General features: G+C 55.4%; 13 protein-coding genes and 1 pseudogene. 9 read left to right on the forward strand and 5 right to left on the reverse strand.

Features of this window, described 5'->3' with window-relative positions:
• The 5 genes from GIR22_RS23605 (at position 1) to GIR22_RS23625 (ending at position 5,800) form a co-directional block, all read left to right on the forward strand.
• Positions 1 to 1,092 (forward strand): 4-oxalomesaconate tautomerase, encoded by a 1,092-nt coding sequence (locus GIR22_RS23605; RefSeq protein ID WP_154745683.1) that lies wholly within the window; start codon positions 1 to 3, stop codon positions 1,090 to 1,092.
• Between the two features lie 156 nt (positions 1,093 to 1,248).
• Positions 1,249 to 2,133: a LysR substrate-binding domain-containing protein gene (locus GIR22_RS23610; RefSeq protein ID WP_154745684.1), complete on the forward strand. Its 885-nt coding sequence runs from the start codon at positions 1,249 to 1,251 to the stop codon at positions 2,131 to 2,133.
• Positions 2,134 to 2,247: 114 nt separating this feature from the next.
• Complete coding sequence (locus GIR22_RS23615; RefSeq protein WP_154745685.1) at positions 2,248 to 3,111, forward strand: amidohydrolase family protein; 864 nt, start codon at positions 2,248 to 2,250, stop codon at positions 3,109 to 3,111.
• A gap of 55 nt (positions 3,112 to 3,166) precedes the next feature.
• Positions 3,167 to 4,480: a dicarboxylate/amino acid:cation symporter gene (locus tag GIR22_RS23620; protein ID WP_154745686.1), complete on the forward strand. Its 1,314-nt coding sequence runs from the start codon at positions 3,167 to 3,169 to the stop codon at positions 4,478 to 4,480.
• A gap of 90 nt (positions 4,481 to 4,570) precedes the next feature.
• Complete coding sequence (locus GIR22_RS23625; RefSeq protein ID WP_154745687.1) at positions 4,571 to 5,800, forward strand: OprD family porin; 1,230 nt, start codon at positions 4,571 to 4,573, stop codon at positions 5,798 to 5,800.
• Between the two features lie 743 nt (positions 5,801 to 6,543).
• Here GIR22_RS23625 and GIR22_RS23630 read toward each other — a convergent pair.
• The 5 genes and pseudogenes from GIR22_RS23630 to GIR22_RS23650 all read right to left on the reverse strand — a co-directional run bounded on the left by GIR22_RS23630 (position 6,544) and on the right by GIR22_RS23650 (position 9,729).
• A pseudogene (locus GIR22_RS23630) lies at positions 6,544 to 6,877 on the reverse strand (hypothetical protein).
• A gap of 78 nt (positions 6,878 to 6,955) precedes the next feature.
• Entirely contained in the window at positions 6,956 to 7,462 is a 507-nt protein-coding gene (locus GIR22_RS23635; RefSeq protein WP_246208478.1) for an HD domain-containing protein, read from the reverse strand.
• 80 nt (positions 7,463 to 7,542) lie between these two features.
• Positions 7,543 to 7,935 (reverse strand): hypothetical protein, encoded by a 393-nt coding sequence (locus GIR22_RS23640; RefSeq protein WP_246208474.1) that lies wholly within the window; start codon positions 7,933 to 7,935, stop codon positions 7,543 to 7,545.
• 55 nt (positions 7,936 to 7,990) lie between these two features.
• Positions 7,991 to 8,287 (reverse strand): immunity protein Tsi6 family protein, encoded by a 297-nt coding sequence (locus tag GIR22_RS23645; RefSeq protein ID WP_154745688.1) that lies wholly within the window; start codon positions 8,285 to 8,287, stop codon positions 7,991 to 7,993.
• Positions 8,284 to 9,729 (reverse strand): polymorphic toxin type 46 domain-containing protein, encoded by a 1,446-nt coding sequence (locus tag GIR22_RS23650; RefSeq protein ID WP_154745689.1) that lies wholly within the window; start codon positions 9,727 to 9,729, stop codon positions 8,284 to 8,286. The genes GIR22_RS23645 and GIR22_RS23650 overlap by 4 nt, the downstream gene beginning before the upstream one ends.
• Before the next feature lie 615 nt (positions 9,730 to 10,344).
• Between GIR22_RS23650 and tssI the strand changes: the two genes are divergently transcribed.
• From tssI to GIR22_RS23670, 4 genes are all read left to right on the forward strand, one after another.
• Positions 10,345 to 12,198 carry a type VI secretion system tip protein TssI/VgrG gene (gene tssI, locus GIR22_RS23655; RefSeq protein ID WP_154745690.1) on the forward strand — a complete coding sequence of 618 codons (1,854 nt, stop codon included), beginning with the start codon at positions 10,345 to 10,347 and terminating at the stop codon, positions 12,196 to 12,198.
• A gap of 12 nt (positions 12,199 to 12,210) precedes the next feature.
• Complete coding sequence (locus tag GIR22_RS23660) at positions 12,211 to 12,789, forward strand: DcrB-related protein (protein ID WP_154745691.1); 579 nt, start codon at positions 12,211 to 12,213, stop codon at positions 12,787 to 12,789.
• A 36-nt stretch (positions 12,790 to 12,825) separates the two neighbouring features.
• Complete coding sequence (locus GIR22_RS23665; protein ID WP_154745692.1) at positions 12,826 to 13,293, forward strand: DcrB-related protein; 468 nt, start codon at positions 12,826 to 12,828, stop codon at positions 13,291 to 13,293.
• Positions 13,294 to 13,298: 5 nt separating this feature from the next.
• On the forward strand, positions 13,299 to 16,671 hold a 3,373-nt coding region (locus tag GIR22_RS23670), incomplete at its 3' end, for a DUF6531 domain-containing protein (protein WP_154745693.1).

Below are 16,671 nucleotides of genomic sequence, written 5' to 3' on the forward strand. Positions count from 1 at the left end.
ATGCGCCAGACTCGAATTCCGTGCCTCATGATGCGTGGAGGTACATCCAAGGGTGCTTACTTTCTGGCCGACGACCTGCCGCCTGAAGGTAAGTTACGTGATCAAGTATTACTGGCCGTCATGGGGTCACCCGATGCACGCCAGATAGACGGCATTGGAGGGGCTAATTCGCTGACCAGCAAAGTCGCGATTATCAGTCGGTCGAATCGCCCGGATGCCGATGTCGATTATCTGTTTGCGCAAGTTTCAGTCGAGCAGGCTCAAGTTGATTACGGCCAGAATTGCGGAAATATCCTCGCCGGTGTCGGTCCCTTTGCGATCGAGCGGGAACTGATCCGCGCGGACGAGTCGCTGACGATCGTGCGGATTTTCATGGTGAACACTGGCCAGATCGCAGTGGCCAACGTTCTTACTCCGGGTCGCATCATTGAGTACGCAGGTGATACCCGCATCGACGGTGTGCCGGGTACCAGTGCTCCACTGATTGTCGAGTTCGAAGATATTGCCGGCTCCAGTTGCGGCGCTCTGTTACCAACCGGTAATGCCACTGATCACTTCGATGGTATCGAAGTGACGTGCATCGACAATGGGATGCCCGTTGTGCTGATCAGGGCCGCTGATGTGGGTTGCACTGGCTATGAAAGCCCTGAGCAATTGGACGCAAACATCGAGCTCAAGGGTTTGCTGGAGTCGATCCGGCTGCAAGCGGGCAGCCTGATGAACCTGGGTGATGTTCGCGCGCGTACAGTACCGAAAATGTCTTTGATTGCAGCCCCCCGCAATGGCGGCGCCATTTGCAGTCGTACCTTCATTCCACATCACTGTCACGTATCGATCGGTGTGTTCGGCGCTGTCAGTGTCGCCTCCGCTTGCCTGGTTCAAGGGACCGTTGCGAGCAGCCTGGCCCACACGGAACCCGGTGACCAGGTGCGGTTATCCGTTGAGCATCCGACAGGCGAATTTACCGTTGAACTGTGCCTGGCTGACGGTCAGTTGGTCGGTTGCGGCCTGGTGCGCACGGCTCGATTGCTGTTCGAGGGTAATGTACTCATTGCGGGTGAAACCTGGCAAAACACGGGCGCATCAGAATGATCACAAGCCTGGCTCTGATTGGATTTGGCGAAGCGGGTGCCATTTTTGGACAGCACAGGGCCTTATGACCGACGCGTTGATGACCCAGCCAAACGAGTGGCGGTGAAGCACCCTAGAGGAAAAGCGGTAACATAAGTTTTTTCCAGAGTCATGCCCATGGATCTAAAACAGCTCGAATGTTTCGTCCGGGTAGCCGAGTTCGGAAGTTTCACCAAGGCCGCCGCGGTACTGAATATTTCACAGTCGGTCGTCAGCCGTCAGGTCAGGCAGCTTGAGTTGGAACTGCAGGAGCATCTGCTCTTGCGAAACGGCCGAGGTGTGTTGCTGACTGCTTCCGGGCAACGCTTGTTCGATCATGGCAAAGGCATCTTGCGGCAGGTGCAGGTGGCGCGTGAAGTGCTGCGGGAACAACGCGATACCCTGTCCGGCAAAGTTGTCGTAGGGCTTCCTCCGAGTATTTCCCGACGGCACACCGTGGCGGTGGTCTCGGCTTTTCGTGAGCGCTTTCCTGAATGCATATTGGGGATCAAGGAAGGCCTGTCGCATTCAATGCGCGAGTGGCTGCTGCTGGGGCGCCTGGATTTCGCGCTGCTCTTCAATCCCGGTCACAGCGCACAACTGCAATATGAGCACATCCATTCAGAGCCGCTGATGCTTATAGGTGGCCAGCATTCGAACCTCCCTTCCCAGGTAGCGATGAAAGACTTGGGGCAATACCCGTTGATCACTCCCAGCGAACCACATTCCATACGCCGCCTCATCGAGAGTGAAGCGTCACGGCATGATGTGCATCTGAACGTTTGCCTGGAGGTCGATAGCATCCCGTCGCTTTTGGAACTGATCAATCTCAATATGGGCTACGGCGTACTGTTTCGCTCCGCCTTGGCCAATAGCGACGGCAAACTGGAGGGCCTCAAAGCAGTGCAGATCGTTGATCCTTCTATCCAGACACACTTGTTCATCGCCACGTTCGAGCAACGCCCGTTGTCTCGCCTGGCAGAGCAGACCATGGCGTTGGTTCGCGAGATCTGCATAGGGTGAAGGGTCTCATGCAAAATCCGCATAACTGCTAGCACCTGTGACCGGTTGTTGTAAGGCGTCGAGACGGCCACCATCGGCCTATCGCTTCCGCTAACAATGACTAAAGGTCACGAGATGAAAACCTGCCTCGCCCCTGACTCCAATCCTGCAAAACCCAAGCAGCCGCTTCCAGTCGGCGCTTGGGATGCTCACTGTCATGTATTCGGCCCGGCGGCAGACTTCCCTTATGCCGAAGATCGTAGCTACACCCCGCCGGACGCCCCTTTTGAAACATTGCGGGCATTGCACGCTCACCTGGGGTTCACTCGCGGGGTGATTGTCCAGGCCAGCTGTCACGGCAGTGACAACCGCGCGATGCTGGACGCTATCGCCCGTAGTGAAGGCCGGTATCGCGGCGTCGCAATCGTTGATGGCAGTGAGACCGATGAACACCTTGCCCAAATGGATGCTGGAGGGGTTCGCGGCGTTCGCTTCAACTTCGTTGCCCACCTGGGCGGCGCGCCGGATCTGGAGGTGTTTGATAGCACTGTGGATCGCCTTGCTGATTTGGGCTGGCATGTCGTCCTGCACCTTGATGCGCAAGACATCGTCACCTATGCGGACAGATTGGCGCGGATCCCCGTACCCTTCATCATTGATCACATGGGCAGGGTCAAGGCTCAGGATGGCCTTGAGCAGCAGTCCTTCCTGGCATTGCAGCAACTGATGGAAAACCCGCTGGCGTGGGTCAAGGTCTGTGGCGCAGAGCGTGTATCAGCGGGCCGGCGACCCTTCGATGATGCCATTCCTTTCGCAGCGAAACTGATTGAGCTTGCTCCGGACCGCGTCCTCTGGGGCACCGACTGGCCGCACCCGAACATCAGCCAGGAGATGCCGAATGATGGCGAACTGGTAGACCTGATGTTCAGCTTCTGCAGCGACCCGGTGTTGCGTCAAAAACTGCTGGTCGACAACCCGTTGAAGCTGTACGGACGCTAAACGCTACAACCGTTGTCGCACCTCCACAAAAATAAGACTTCAGTGAGTAAATGTCATGAATCCCAACCCTGCATCGACTCAGGCCGACGTAAGCGTTCCCATCCAGACGAAGGCAAAGACGCCTTTCTATAAGGCAATGTACTTTCAAGTACTCCTGGGGATTATTGCGGGCATTGCTGTTGGCCATTACTGGCCGACTTTCGCGGCTGATCTCAAGCCGCTGGGTGACGCGTTCATCAAGCTGATCAAGATGATCATCGGGCCGGTGGTGTTCTGCACCGTCGTCACCGGCATCGCAGGGATGCGCGACCTGAAAAAAGTCGGGCGGGTAGGGGGCAAGGCATTGCTCTACTTCGAGGTCATTTCCACCGTTTCGCTGCTGATCGGTCTGATCGGGGGGCACCTGTTCAACCCAGGCGCTGGTTTCAACGTGGATGTGAATACTCTGGACGCGTCGGCGGTCACAGGGTTTGCCGAGAAAGCTGAGCACATGCACATGGTTGACTTCCTGATGGGGATCATTCCGTCGACGTTTGTCCAGGCCTTCGCCGAAGGCAACGTGCTGTGCATCTTGTTGGTGTCGGTACTCTTCGGATGTGCCTTGTCGGCGATCGGCGAAAAAGGCCGCCCGGTGTACGACATGATTGAAGGTTTGTCCGGCGTGTTCTTTCGCATCGTCCACATTATCGCCAAGCTTTCCGCCATCGGTGCGTTTGGTGCGATAGCCTTCACCGTGGGGACTTACGGTGTTGGTTCGCTGTTGCCGCTGATGAAGTTAGTGGGCAGCTTTTACCTGCTGTGCATACTGTTCGTGGTGCTGGTGTTGGGCGCAGTAGCAAGAGTCTGCGGGTTCAGCATCCTGCGTTTCGTCGCGTACATCAAAGAAGAGTTGCTGGTGGTACTGGGTACCAGTTCATCGGAAGTAGTGCTGCCGCAAATCATGGAAAAAATGGAACGCCTGGGCTGCTCAAAACCCGTTGTGGGCCTGGTGATTCCCACCGGTTATTCGTTCAACCTCGACGGTACCAATATCTACCTGACCATGGCGGTGCTGTTTATCGCGCAAGCGTTGAACATCGACTTATCACTGACGCAACAATTGACACTGGTGGTCGTGGCCATGCTCACCTCAAAAGGTGCCAGTGGTGTTTCAGGCGCGGCCTTTGTCATGTTGACCAGCACCTTGATGGTGGTGCCGCTGGTGCCGGTAGCGGGCATGGTGCTGATTCTGGGTATCCATCGCTTCATGGGCACGGGGTTGGCCATGACTAACCTTGTGGGCAACGGTGTCGCTGCGCTGGTGGTTTCCGCGTGGGAAAAGGAACTGGACCGCGACCAACTCGCCCGGGAACTTGGCACCAAGGCTTAACCCTTACGCAGTACCCATTACCGTCTTTTAAAAAAGCCCTGTTCGGTCAAGTACCGAGCGGTGGCTCCCTGCGTCAGGAAAATAATAAAAATGAACCGCGCCCTTTCTATAGCGTTACTGGCTCCTGTCTCACTTTCCATCAACACCGTATTGGCCGAAGGTTTTATCGCCGACAGCAAAGTACGCCTGGAAGCCCGAAACTTTTATTACAACGGTGACTTTCGCGATGGCACTGGCGCTTCCAAGCGCGAAGAGTGGGCCCAGGGATTTTTTCTCAACTATGAGTCGGGATACACCCCGGGAATCATCGGTTTTGGCGCCGATGCATTGTTCTTCACGGGTTTCCAATTGGATTCGAGCCCGGATCGCACGGGCAGCGGCCTGCTTCCCAAGCGAGCGTCCGGCGAGGCGGCGGGTGAATATTCAAAGGCCGGGTATGGGGTCAAACTCAAAGTTTCCCAGACTTCATTGCGCTACGGCATGTCGATGCCCAAGGTGCCGGTACTTCAGTTCAACAATAGTCGACTGTCGCCTCAAACCTTCCAGGGCGCGCAGATCAACTCCACGGATGTGGATCGCCTGACCCTGAATCTGGCGCAATTCGACAAGACCATTACCCCCGACTCCACCGATCTGCGGGACATCGGTTTGGCGGTAAAAGACGGCCGTTATCCGGCAACCGGCATCGGCAATAACTTTCGCTACGGCGGTGGAACTTACACGTTAATGCCCGAGCTGAGCGCGACTTACTTTTTTGGCGAGTTGGAGAACGTTTACCGCCAGCAGTTTGCAGGGCTGGTCCACACCACCCGGCTGGGCAACGGTGTGTTGACCAGCGATTTGCGCACATTCGCCAGCCGCGAGATCGGCGCCGCGAAAGCGGGACAGGTGGATAACCGCGCCTACGCCGCTGCATTCGGCTACACCCTGGACACTGGGCACAGCGTCATGGCCACCTACCAAGTCATGGGCGGCGATACTGGCTTTCCGTACATCAACAATCCCTACTTGCCCAACTATGTGCAGTACCACGACTTCGGCAGCGCGGGCGAACATAGCTGGCAACTGCGCTACGGCTACGACTTCGCAGCCATGGGAATTCCCGGGTTAAGCTTTTTCACGGCCTACATCCACGGCGATGGCTTGAAGAAAGCAGGCGCAGATAAGGAATGGGAGCGAGATGTGGACCTGTCCTACGCGTTCCAGGGGCAGCTCAAAGGCTTTTCTGTGCGTTTGAGAAATGCGACCTATCGCAGTGACGACGCCAGGGATATTGATGAAACACGTTTGATCGCAACTTACGTGTTCACATCCTTTTGAACGAAAGCCACGTGCCGTCTGGAAGATGTCATGGCTGTTAGGTTACGTTGGATGCCTGATGACAGGGGAATGCCTGAAAGCCCCGGAATATCTAAGCTGTCAGGAAGATTCTTGGATGGGACAGGATTATTTCAGGCATTAAAAAGCCGGCTTGTGGGCGGCTTTATTATTTGATTTTCCCTTGTTTTGCTGGGTTTTGATGATCGGATAAAATTTGTCCCCCCATCTGTCCCCCCATTGGTAATATTCGTAAAGGGAGCTCGCATGCTGACTCTGCTCTAGTATTGAATTCTTCATTGGGTGCTCATGCAATACTTAGTTTTCGAAGGGGGGCTGGAGCTCTTGCCTCGCTCGGCCGGTCTTCGATACTGCCGATACGCCAACACCGGCCATTGACCGGTGAATATCGGATGGTAGCAATGGGTCGTTTACTGAATTCACGACGGGCAATCATCGGCCAAGAGTAGTCGCTCGGTGTGTCTGCGGAGTCCGAGACGATTCAAGGACGTAGTCAGCCAGCACCGCAATTTTCTACACTGATGTGCTCTGGGTGATAGTAGACGGCCATTTCCGTTCAGCCGCCTCGTAACTATCCACACCAGCACATTTACGGGAAATCAACTCCAACTGCAGATATCCAAAGGTCGGTGAGTTGGTCCAGTAATGACCTCTGAGGTGCTTAGAATCATTGATCAGGCGGAGGTCATGAAAAAACAATTTTGCATCACTCTCCATAGGTCGGTTTAATCAGCCAGCCTTTGATTCACCTTTTGGCCTTTCCCCATATTTTCCATCAGCTTGCGCAGCGTTGGAGACTCGCCACCAATCAACTCAATTCGAAATTCGGCAAAGGCATGTTCCAGTTCTGGATATTGCTGCAATCCCTCTTCGGTGAAGAGATAACGCCCAGGGATATCACGCCATTCCATGGGGGGTGTGGATTTGTCCGCGCTCAGCCATGGCCATCAGCGGTTCAAGCTCTAGGCTTAATGTTACTGCAGCGGGATCACTGGCCTTTATTGCGTTGATGGCGGCCCGTAGCGTCAATGCTTTTTCTTTCAAGGTTTCAATATTCATAGGTGACCTGGCTTGACGTGGTGCCGGGGCGCAGTATACGAGTTGGATTTCTTGGCTGCGTGTATTCACGGCTTAACGTTATAATCCATCGATATAAAGTTCCTGATAGTTAGTCATAGCGACACTAAGCCGCTCCCTAAGGTCGTTATTCACGTGCCCGAGTGAGCTCAGAATTTTTGCTGATTCAACGAGATAAGACGCTCTTTTAGTTTTCGTCCAGATATGAGGGGCTGACTGAAGATTGGTAATGCGGTCGCACAGTTTTACGGCGGCAGCTTCCCGTGAGTGGTCGGCTATTCCTTGAAGATAGCGATCTTCCGAGAAAGGTACGATCATATTCTTGCTTAAGCTCGCGACGTTCGACGCTACTTGAGCGCCAAATACGGCGGCCAATTCAGCTTGTGTCACAGAGGTATCTTCAAGCACGTCATGCAACAGCGCGGTGGGTAGAGCGATTTCAAGAAACCCTACGGACTCTTTGTGATCCGCGAAAATCCGCTCGTTGGCAACCATCGCTACATGGGTGATATAAGGGAGGTCTGATCCCTTCATTTTCTGGCCGATATGGGCTTGGGAGGCGAACAGCTAAGCTTGATTGTAAAGGTGTTGCAGGTCTACGGTGTTCATTGGTTGCGTCCCGATCTGGCGTCATTACAGACCATTGTTCAGTTGCAATGGTCTGGCGCCAATGTAATTTCAGTAATAGGCGCTGCATCCGAGCTCACATACCGGTAAGTGAGATGATTGCCTAGTGCCAACATGAACAGATAGGCTGTCTGACTACACAGCGATTTGTTGATCTGTTGGGTCAGGAAGTTGTGGTAATAAGCCTGCTCGCCAGGCTGGCCTTGATAGCCACTGAGAGTGATGGTGTAACGAATGCTGTGATCCGCGTAGCTGATAGCGTCTACGCGGGTGCCTGGGTCCAGCATGATAGGCAGCTGTTGCTGCTGTTTGGCAATAACACTTTTCAGGGCTTGTTCACTGCCTTGAGCATGAAGCGCTCCCGAGAGCAAAATCGCCGTGCAGCAGGCAACGCCCAGCGGGAAACTGTTCAAAATCAACGCTCCGTGTTTTTCATTGATGGTCCGAGCCGTTTTTTGGCAGACGGCTTCAATCCGGAAGCTGTATTTTCAGTCCGCGCGCGGATTGTATGGCGACGTAGTAAGCGTCTTTCAACGCTCGGGCCAGCTCCGGATCATTTTCTTCGAATTCCTTCGATGCAATCGCACCGATGCTGAGCTGATGCAGCTTGGATTTGTCGGTTTCCGCCCCCTCAAAAACAGCTTTCACGTAGTCCAGTTGTTTGAGCAGTAGATCGTAAACCGGAAACTGCGGACATCCGTTACGGCGGTCCACCGTCAGCTCAATAGCTTTTTGAACATAAGCGAGCGGAGTGGCTAGTTTCATGGGTTACCCGGGGTAATTAATTTGAAGAGCTCTCGCTGGCCAGAAGTCATTTGCCGGGCGCCCCCAATTGCATCGAACGGTTGTGAGGGAACAGACCAGTTGTCGAGCACGGGAGCGGACGTGCTTCGTAGCAGCGTCACTTTATCAGTGGTTTGATAAACGTTGACGATTTTCGGCACGACAGTTTCAGTTTTATAGATCTGACCCAAGGGGTTGATGCCCAACTGGGAAGGCACGATATCGGGGGTGGGAGAATACCACATGCCTTGTCGGCCTCCTGGCACCTGGAACTGCCAGAGTTTCTTGCTGCTGTTGATGGTCTCGACGCTGACAGGCTTCGTGAAGTCCAGTCCGTTCATGTAGCCTTCGTAGTCGGCCGGTTTGTAGCCTTGAGACTTGAAGAAGTTGGCAGCGGTTTCCTGACTCCCACGAATATTGATGTCCTGGACAAGGTCGCCCGTACGCCCGAACTTCTTGTTCAGATAATCCCGGCGTGATGCCAGGTCGGCCACGGGTTCCTCGAGCGGTTTGGCAGCAGGTTGGTCTCGCAGCGGCGGGGGCTCCGGCTCTGCTCGTTTCAGCGGCGCTGGATCCTTCACCTGCAATTCCGGCTGAGCCAGAATCTTCTGCTCATTCCTCGCCAGCCAGGTCGCGAATTGCTTGTTCGAAATCTCCGTCTGCAGCTTGGCACTGCGCGCTGCGATGCTGTCCATGCTGGTCATGACACCGGATTTGATCTGTCCTCGGGTCAGATAGGTCACGATGGCCGTGAGGAGCAGCAACACCAGTTGTTCTTGACCTCGGGCCAGTTGTCGCGCGGCGCGTTCGGTGCGCTCCTGAACTTGTGCTTCGGAGCCACCAGTAGGATCAAGCCCCACAGGCTTGACGCCGTCTTCTGCGAACCATGCGGTGGCGAGCCCTTCCTGCAAGGTTGAAAGGCAAGCGGGCAAGCCTTGATAGAAATATTCGGCGATTGCTGACAGTCCCAGCGCCATCAAGATCAGATTGCCGATCTGCAAACCGATACCTGCTCCGGCAACGGCTCCTGGCGCGGCGCCGACACCAAACGCAAATGCTCCTGCCGCACCGCCGGCAATGGTACCCACTGCCACGCTTGCGCCGAGAATCATCGACACTTCCTTGACCAATTGCAGCAGCACAGGAAGGATCTGTTCGATTTCGATCGAGGCCCACTTGTGCTTCAGGTCCGACTGGATGATCGGGTAGGACAGCGCCATTGCTTGGCGAACGTTGTCAATCCGGTTTCCGCCCATATAGCCATAGGCTTGGCTGACACCATCACCGACGCGCCGAGTGAAGCCATTCCAGTTGTCGTGAGTGCTCTGCAAGCCCTCGTCGACGCTCTGGTTCAACTCACCGAATTTCTGATCGAGGTTTCGCTCGATGTCGTCCCAACTGGGGATATTAGTTAAAAGATCCATTTACACGTCACTGTCCTTGGGCGGATTGCGTGTGCCGAAAAGTGTCTTTCGAAGCGAAGGCATCCAGGCTTAAAGCATCCAAATGATAGCTGGCCATCGGCCGCCTTTTCTGACCGCAGTATGCGAGTTAAATTTCCAGTTGCGGGCATTTTTCTTATTAGCATGAGATTCAGCAATGATGTCAAAAAGACATCTCGTGTTGCTTGTTGAACTTAGAACCGGGCTATTGCTTGATTTCTCTAAGGTTTTAGTCAGGTACCTTCATCGGAAGGCTCTATGAATCATTTTTTACAGCGAACGGTCACCCCTATTGCTGTTGTGGAAAAAGCGAGGCCGGGTTGACACGACGCTGTCCATCGGTGTCTCCTTTCTCGCACTCAGTAATCTCTGTGGTTCCAGGACTGTGAAAATGTTCACGCTTCGCGAGCGCCAGAGGCACTTTCGCCCTGCATTGTGGTCTCACCGTCCGAATGCGCCAGCGGTTTGGTTGCTGATTCAGTGGCGGTCTTAGCACATGCGTATGGGGACGCCTGAGCGTCGATTCTGTTGCCTGTTCGTAATCTGCAGTTGCCGAGTTTGGGCAGTAGCGTATTCCATGGTTTCAAGGAGATACACATGTTGATGGACCTTGCCGCGTTGCTCACGACCCAGAACCGGCGCCTGTTCAAGTTCAAGAATCTTGCCAACCCCGAGCAGGAGTTGCTGCTTGAGTCTTTCAAGGGCGTGGAAGGTCTCTCGCGTGCTTACAACTTCGAACTGATGCTGGTGTGTCAGGATTCTGGTGTAGAACTCAAGTCCATGATGGGCCAGCACGTTGTCATCGAAATCGAACTGGCCGGAGAGTCGCCGCGTTATATCGCCGGTTACCTTACGCGTTTCGCCAGCATCGGCAGCGATGGCGGCATGGCTCGTTACACGGCAACGCTGAATCCCTGGTTCTCGATGCTCAAAAATCGCTTTGACACGCGAGTATTTCAGGGTAACACCGTCGAAGAAGTCATCACCCAGGTGTTTGCTCTGTGCACTGCCTTCTCGCTTCATGAGTTCCGCCTGACCCGTCCGCAAAAGCGCTACACCTACATCACCCAGTATCGCGAAAGCGACTTCAACTTCGTCCAGCGCCTGCTGGAAGAGGAGGGGATGTTTTACTACTTCGAGCACACCGCCGACACTCACACCATGATTATCTGCGACGACTCCACCACGCTGGTGCCGTTGCCCGAGCAGCCGCAAATACGCTTCCACACAGCTTCTGTCACCGAGACGGCCGACTCCATTACCCAATGGAGCGGAAATCGCAAATTGCAATCCGGCAAGATTGCCGTCCAGACCTTCGATTACCGCCAGCCTACCAACCGCTTGCCGGTTGCCATGAAGAGCCTGAATAAGCAGGGGGATGTCGATGATTTCGAAATCTATGATTTCCCTGGTCAATATACCCACGGCACTTATGACGAAGGCGAAGCGCTGGTTCGTTTGCGTGTCGAGGCGCTGGAACTCAAAGGCAAAAGCTTTCAAGGCGCGAGTAATTGCCGGGCCATGAAACCTGGCTACACCTTTGAACTGCAGCAGCATTACGACCACGATCAAGGCTCGCCGGAGGACCGTCAGTTCCTGCTGATGAGCGTCGAAAGCGAGGGTCATAATAACTACCTCGACGGGCATCAGGCGAGCTACTTCAATACCTTCTCCTGTGTGCGTAAAAAGATCGTTTTCCGCCCCCAACTGACCACGCCGCGCCCAACTATTTCCGGCCCGCAAACGGCGATCATTGTCGGCCCGCCGGGCGAAGAAATCTTCACCGACGAACTGGGTCGCGTAAAAGTGCAGTTCCACTGGGACCGCAAGGGTGAGCACAACGACAAAAGCTCCTGCTGGGTCCGCGTAGCTCAGACCGGCGCCAGCGGTGGCTTCGGTAGCATCCAGATCCCGCGGGTCGGCGATGAAGTGGTGATTGTTTTCCTCGACGGCAATCCAGACCGGCCATTGGTCATGGGCAGCTTGTACAACAGCCAGAACACCCCACCGTGGTCGTTGCCGGCGAACAAGACGCAGAGTGGGTTTTTGACGCGTTCGACCAAGGGCGATGGCGGCACGGCGAACTTTTTCCGCTTCGAAGACAAGGCCGGCGCTGAACAAATCATCATGCACGCCGAGCGCAACCTGGACACTGAAATCGAGGTTGACGAGAGCCACAGCGTTGGCAGCAACCGCACCATCACAGTCGGTGGCACACACACCGAAACGATCAAGAAAGACACGGTCATGAACGTCCAAGAGGGGTCCTTGACGATTCAGGTCGACAACCAGTTCATTCAGGTCAACGCCAAGCAGCACATCATTCTACAAGTGGGGGAAAGCAGCATCACCCTGACTCCGGATGGTATTGAGATCAAAGGCAAGGTCATTAGTACGGTCAGCTCGGGTACGACCCAAATCACCGGCGCTGAAGTGAGAGTTAACGATTAAGGTGATGGCCCGATGATCAGAACCAGCATTTACGACCGTATTTCCGAGAAGCGCCTGGCGCAGGAAGAAGCTGCTCGTGAGCAACAGGCTTTGCCCATTGTTAAACCCGAACTTGAGCCGGAACCAGAGCCCGTTGTTGCGCTGCAAGAGTTGCCAAGCAGTTTCAGCTTTGGTGGCTTTAATCTGGCATTTGCGCCGGGTTTCAACTTCCGCGACATCCACACCACCCTTGAACATGAAGGCGAGCCCATCGTCTTGACGATCAAGCGTCGCGATGTGCGTCAAGGCCAGACGCTGGAGCAGCTATTGGACGAGTCGATGCAGCCGTTTCGCAAGCTGTACCCGCAGTTGCGGATCATCCGTGAGCTTGATCGCAACGTGGCTGGCAACGCGGCGAAGTCGCTGGACTTCCACTTTATGACCGGCCAGAGCGAACGTCATGGACGCGTGGTGGGCGCGACTGTTCCTGTTGCCGGTCGCGATGATAGGCAATGGTTGAGTATTTCGTGCGTGATTGATCCCACCAAGCCCAGCCTCAGTCATTGGTTGATCGATTTTGACAGTATGCTTGACGGTCTCGCGTCGCACTGACAAACCCTTTTTGTTGATTTCAGGAATTTACATCACATGGATTACGCGTTGCAGGAAGGAAGTATTGTGCTGCCGACCGGTTTTCAGGACCGTACGGTAAACATGTTTGTCTTGGGAGCGAGCATCCCAGCACCGCTGAGCATTACGATCTCCAGAGACATGTTGTTGCCGACCGAGGCGCTCAAGGCGTACGTTGATCGCCAGATAAAGATGCTGGCCTCCAAGCTGCGTGGCTACACTGTGCTCGGTAAAAAGAGCGTTTTGCTGTCCACCTCCGCGCCTATCGACGGCGTGCAGATTGATGCCTATTACATGACCGATGGCCGGCCTTTCTATCAGCGCCAAGCCGCTTTTTTGATTGAACCGGGACGTGCGATCATTTTTTCGACCACGGCACAAGCTGATTTCAGCAGTGAGCAAAACCAGGACTGGATTAACCTGCTGGCCAGCTTCCAACCTCGCCAGTCAGATGTTACCCAGACCGACGTCAGCGAACAGGAGTAACGCTCATGTTCGAAGCCGCCAGGTTTGGTGACGAGATATCGCATACCAGTGCCCTGGGTGGGTTTCTGATCGGCGCAGCCCTCGGTATCGCGCTTATCGCCACGGTTGCCATCGCGACGTTCACCTGTGGATTTGGTGTGGCATTACTGGCCGGTCTGGCGGCCGGTGTCGGAGGTAGCTTGCTGACAGCCGCCGGGGAGGCGATAGGAAAGATGTTTTCCTCGCCAGCCGGGACCATTGTCACCGCTTCGCACAACGTGTTTATTAACAGCCGCAAGGCTGCGCATGTGGCAACCAGCACGGGCGCCTGCGACAAGCATCCCGGCCCGGTACAGGTTGCGGACGGTTCGACCAACGTTTTCATCAACGGCACGGCGGCGGCACGCAAGGATGACCAGCTCACCTGTGGGGCCACCATTTCCAGCGGCTCGGGCAACGTTTTCATTGGTGGCGGTACCCAACGCTACTTGCCCGTCGATGACGAGATCCCTGGCTGGTTGCGCACCACGGTCGATGTCCTTATGGCAATCGCGGGTGCAGCAGGCGGCATCGCCCACTTGATCAAGGCTGGCACTCAGGCCGGAATGAAGGCCGCCATGCCGTGCGTAATGCGGTTCACGGCAGGTTTTGTAGCGGGTGAAGTGGCCGGCCGCGCAATCGTCGGGCCGGTTATCGATCGAGCTGTCGGCGGGCTGACGGGCAATCCGGTCGACACCACCACCGGTCGCAAGATTATTCCCGACGAAACCGACTTCAGCCTTCCGGGACTGATGCCCATCGAGTGGTCACGTTTTTACGCCAGCGACCTGACTGTCGAAAGCGTGTTGGGCCGTGGCTGGGTGCTGCCGTGGGAGCAAAGCCTGCGCCGAACTGGAAAGTTCGTTTACCTCACCGACAACCAGGGGCGCAGCGTGCCCTTTATGGATGTGCAGCCTGGCGAGCGCATCTATAACCCTCACGAACAGGTCTATCTGGTTTGCACCGAAGGTGGCCATTATCTGCTGCAAACCCTCGACAACATCTTCTTCTACTTCGGTGAAGTGCCGGACGACAATACCGACGTGTCGCTGCAGCGCATCGAAAACGCCCTCGGGCATTTCCTGCACTTCACCCGCACGGTGGAGGGCGCGCTTACCGATATCAGTGCTACGGGCGGTGTGCGTGTCCACTTGCATTACGACAATCCCCTGGGACGCCTGACCGACGTCAAGCGCGTCGTCAATAACGTAGCAGCCGAAACCCTGGTGCAATACCGCTACGACGATAACGGTCAGCTCATCGAAGTGATCAATCGCAACGGCGATTCGAGGCGACGGTTCAGTTATGCCGAAGGCGTCATGGCCAGCCACAGCAACGCCTTGGGCTTGAGCTGCAATTACCGCTGGGAAACCCTCGAAGGCAAACCGCGCGTGGTTGAACACTGGACCAGCGACGGTGAACATTTCCATTTCCGCTATGACCTGAAAGCCCGTACCACCTGGGTCACCGATGTGTTGGGTCGTGAACTGGAAATCCACTACAACGCCGATCACCGTGTGACCTCCAGCCGTGACTACGGGGGCGAGCAATACGTCATCGACATCGACGACACCGGCAACATGACCGGGGTCACATTGCCAAACGGTCAGACGATTGCACTCAAGTACGACGAATATTCGCGTCTGGTCGAAGAAACCGATCCGCTGGGCCGCAAGATCAACTACCAGTATCACGCGCTCACCACGCGGGTAACTCAGGTCAGTTACCCCGACGGTAGTGTGTGGAAAGCCCGCTACGACGCCAAGGGCAACCTGCTCGCCGAAACTGACGCCCTGGGGCACACCACCGAATACCTCAACAGCGACGACGGCTTGCCACACACCATCATCGACGCTACGCACAAGTCCAAATACCTGTGGTGGAACGCCCTCGCGCAGGTCGAGCGCTTTCAGGATTGCTCAGGCAAAAGCACGTATTACCGCTACGACGAGCGTCAGCACCTGGTCGCCGTCACCGACGCGTTGAACCAGACCACCACGCTGGAACGCAAGCCTGACGGCGAAGTGCTGCACATCGACCATCCCGACGGCACCAGTGAGTCCTTTGCCTACAATGCCCTTGGGCAGGTTCTCACGCACACCGACGGCAAGGGGCAGACCACCCGGCTGCTGCGTACTGCACGCGGATTACCCAGTAGCCGCCAGGATGCCAAAGGTCAGCGCATTCGTTATGAGTACGACAAAGCCATTCGCTTGACCGCACTGGTTAACGAAAACAACGCCACGTACCAGTTTGCCTACGACGCCTCGGATCGGTTGATCGAAGAAAAACGCATCGACAACCTGACCCGTCGCTTCAGCTACAACATTGGCGGGCACCTGACGCGTGTTGATGAAATCGGCTACGGTGACAAAGCTGAACGGCCACAACGGCACACCGAATTTGAACGCGACCCGATGGGTCGCCTGCTGGCCAAGCTCAACGACGACGCACGTCAGGATTATGCCTACGACGATGGTGATCGCTTGTTGTCCATCAATCGTCTGCCGACAACCACCGGTAAAAGACTCGGCGTCTCCGAGGAAAAACTCGAATTTGCCTACGACTTGCTCGGCCGCTTAATCAAAGAGACCACACCCCAAGGCGCGCTGGCCTATGAATACGATCCACTGAGCAACCTGACCACGCTGACGCTTCCGACGGGCCAGCACCTTAACCATCTGTATTACGGCAGCGGCCACCTGCATCAACTCAACCTTGATGGCCAAGTCATCAGTGACATGGAACGCGACGACCTGCACCGCGAGGTCCATCGTACCCAAGGCACACTCACCAGCTGTTTCGGCTACGATGCCATGGGCCGCAAGGCTTGGCAGCTCGCTTCAACGTTGCCGGCAGAAAAACTCTCGCGCATCCACAACCCGGGCATCAACACCAGTTTGTTGGTCAATCACACCTACAACCCGATCAGCCGCAGCTACCATTATGATCCCGCCGGTGAACTGACCCGCACGCTGGACAAGCTACGCGGTGAAATCAAATACGAATACGAAGCCAACGGCCAATTGCACAGCCGCGACACCGGCAGGCTGGTTGACAGCGAAGAGTTTCGCTACGACGCAGCGGCTAACCGTTTGAACTTCAACACCAGTCAGTTCGACCAGGTCAAAGACAACCGCATCAAGCAATGGCGCGATCAGGAATATGCCTACGATGCCTGGGGCAACCTGATCGAGAAGCGTAGTGGTAGGAATAAGCTGCAGACGTTCAGTTATGACTGTGAGAACCGGTTGGTCAAAGCTGAGACGCTGGTTAACAGCAAGCTCGAAAGTGTCGGCACGTATCGCTATGACAGCCTCGGTCGGCGGGTTGGCAAGACAGCAGAAAAAAACGGTAAAC

Source organism: Pseudomonas karstica, from assembly GCF_009707515.1.
GTDB classification, from domain to species: Bacteria; Pseudomonadota; Gammaproteobacteria; order Pseudomonadales; family Pseudomonadaceae; genus Aquipseudomonas; species Aquipseudomonas karstica.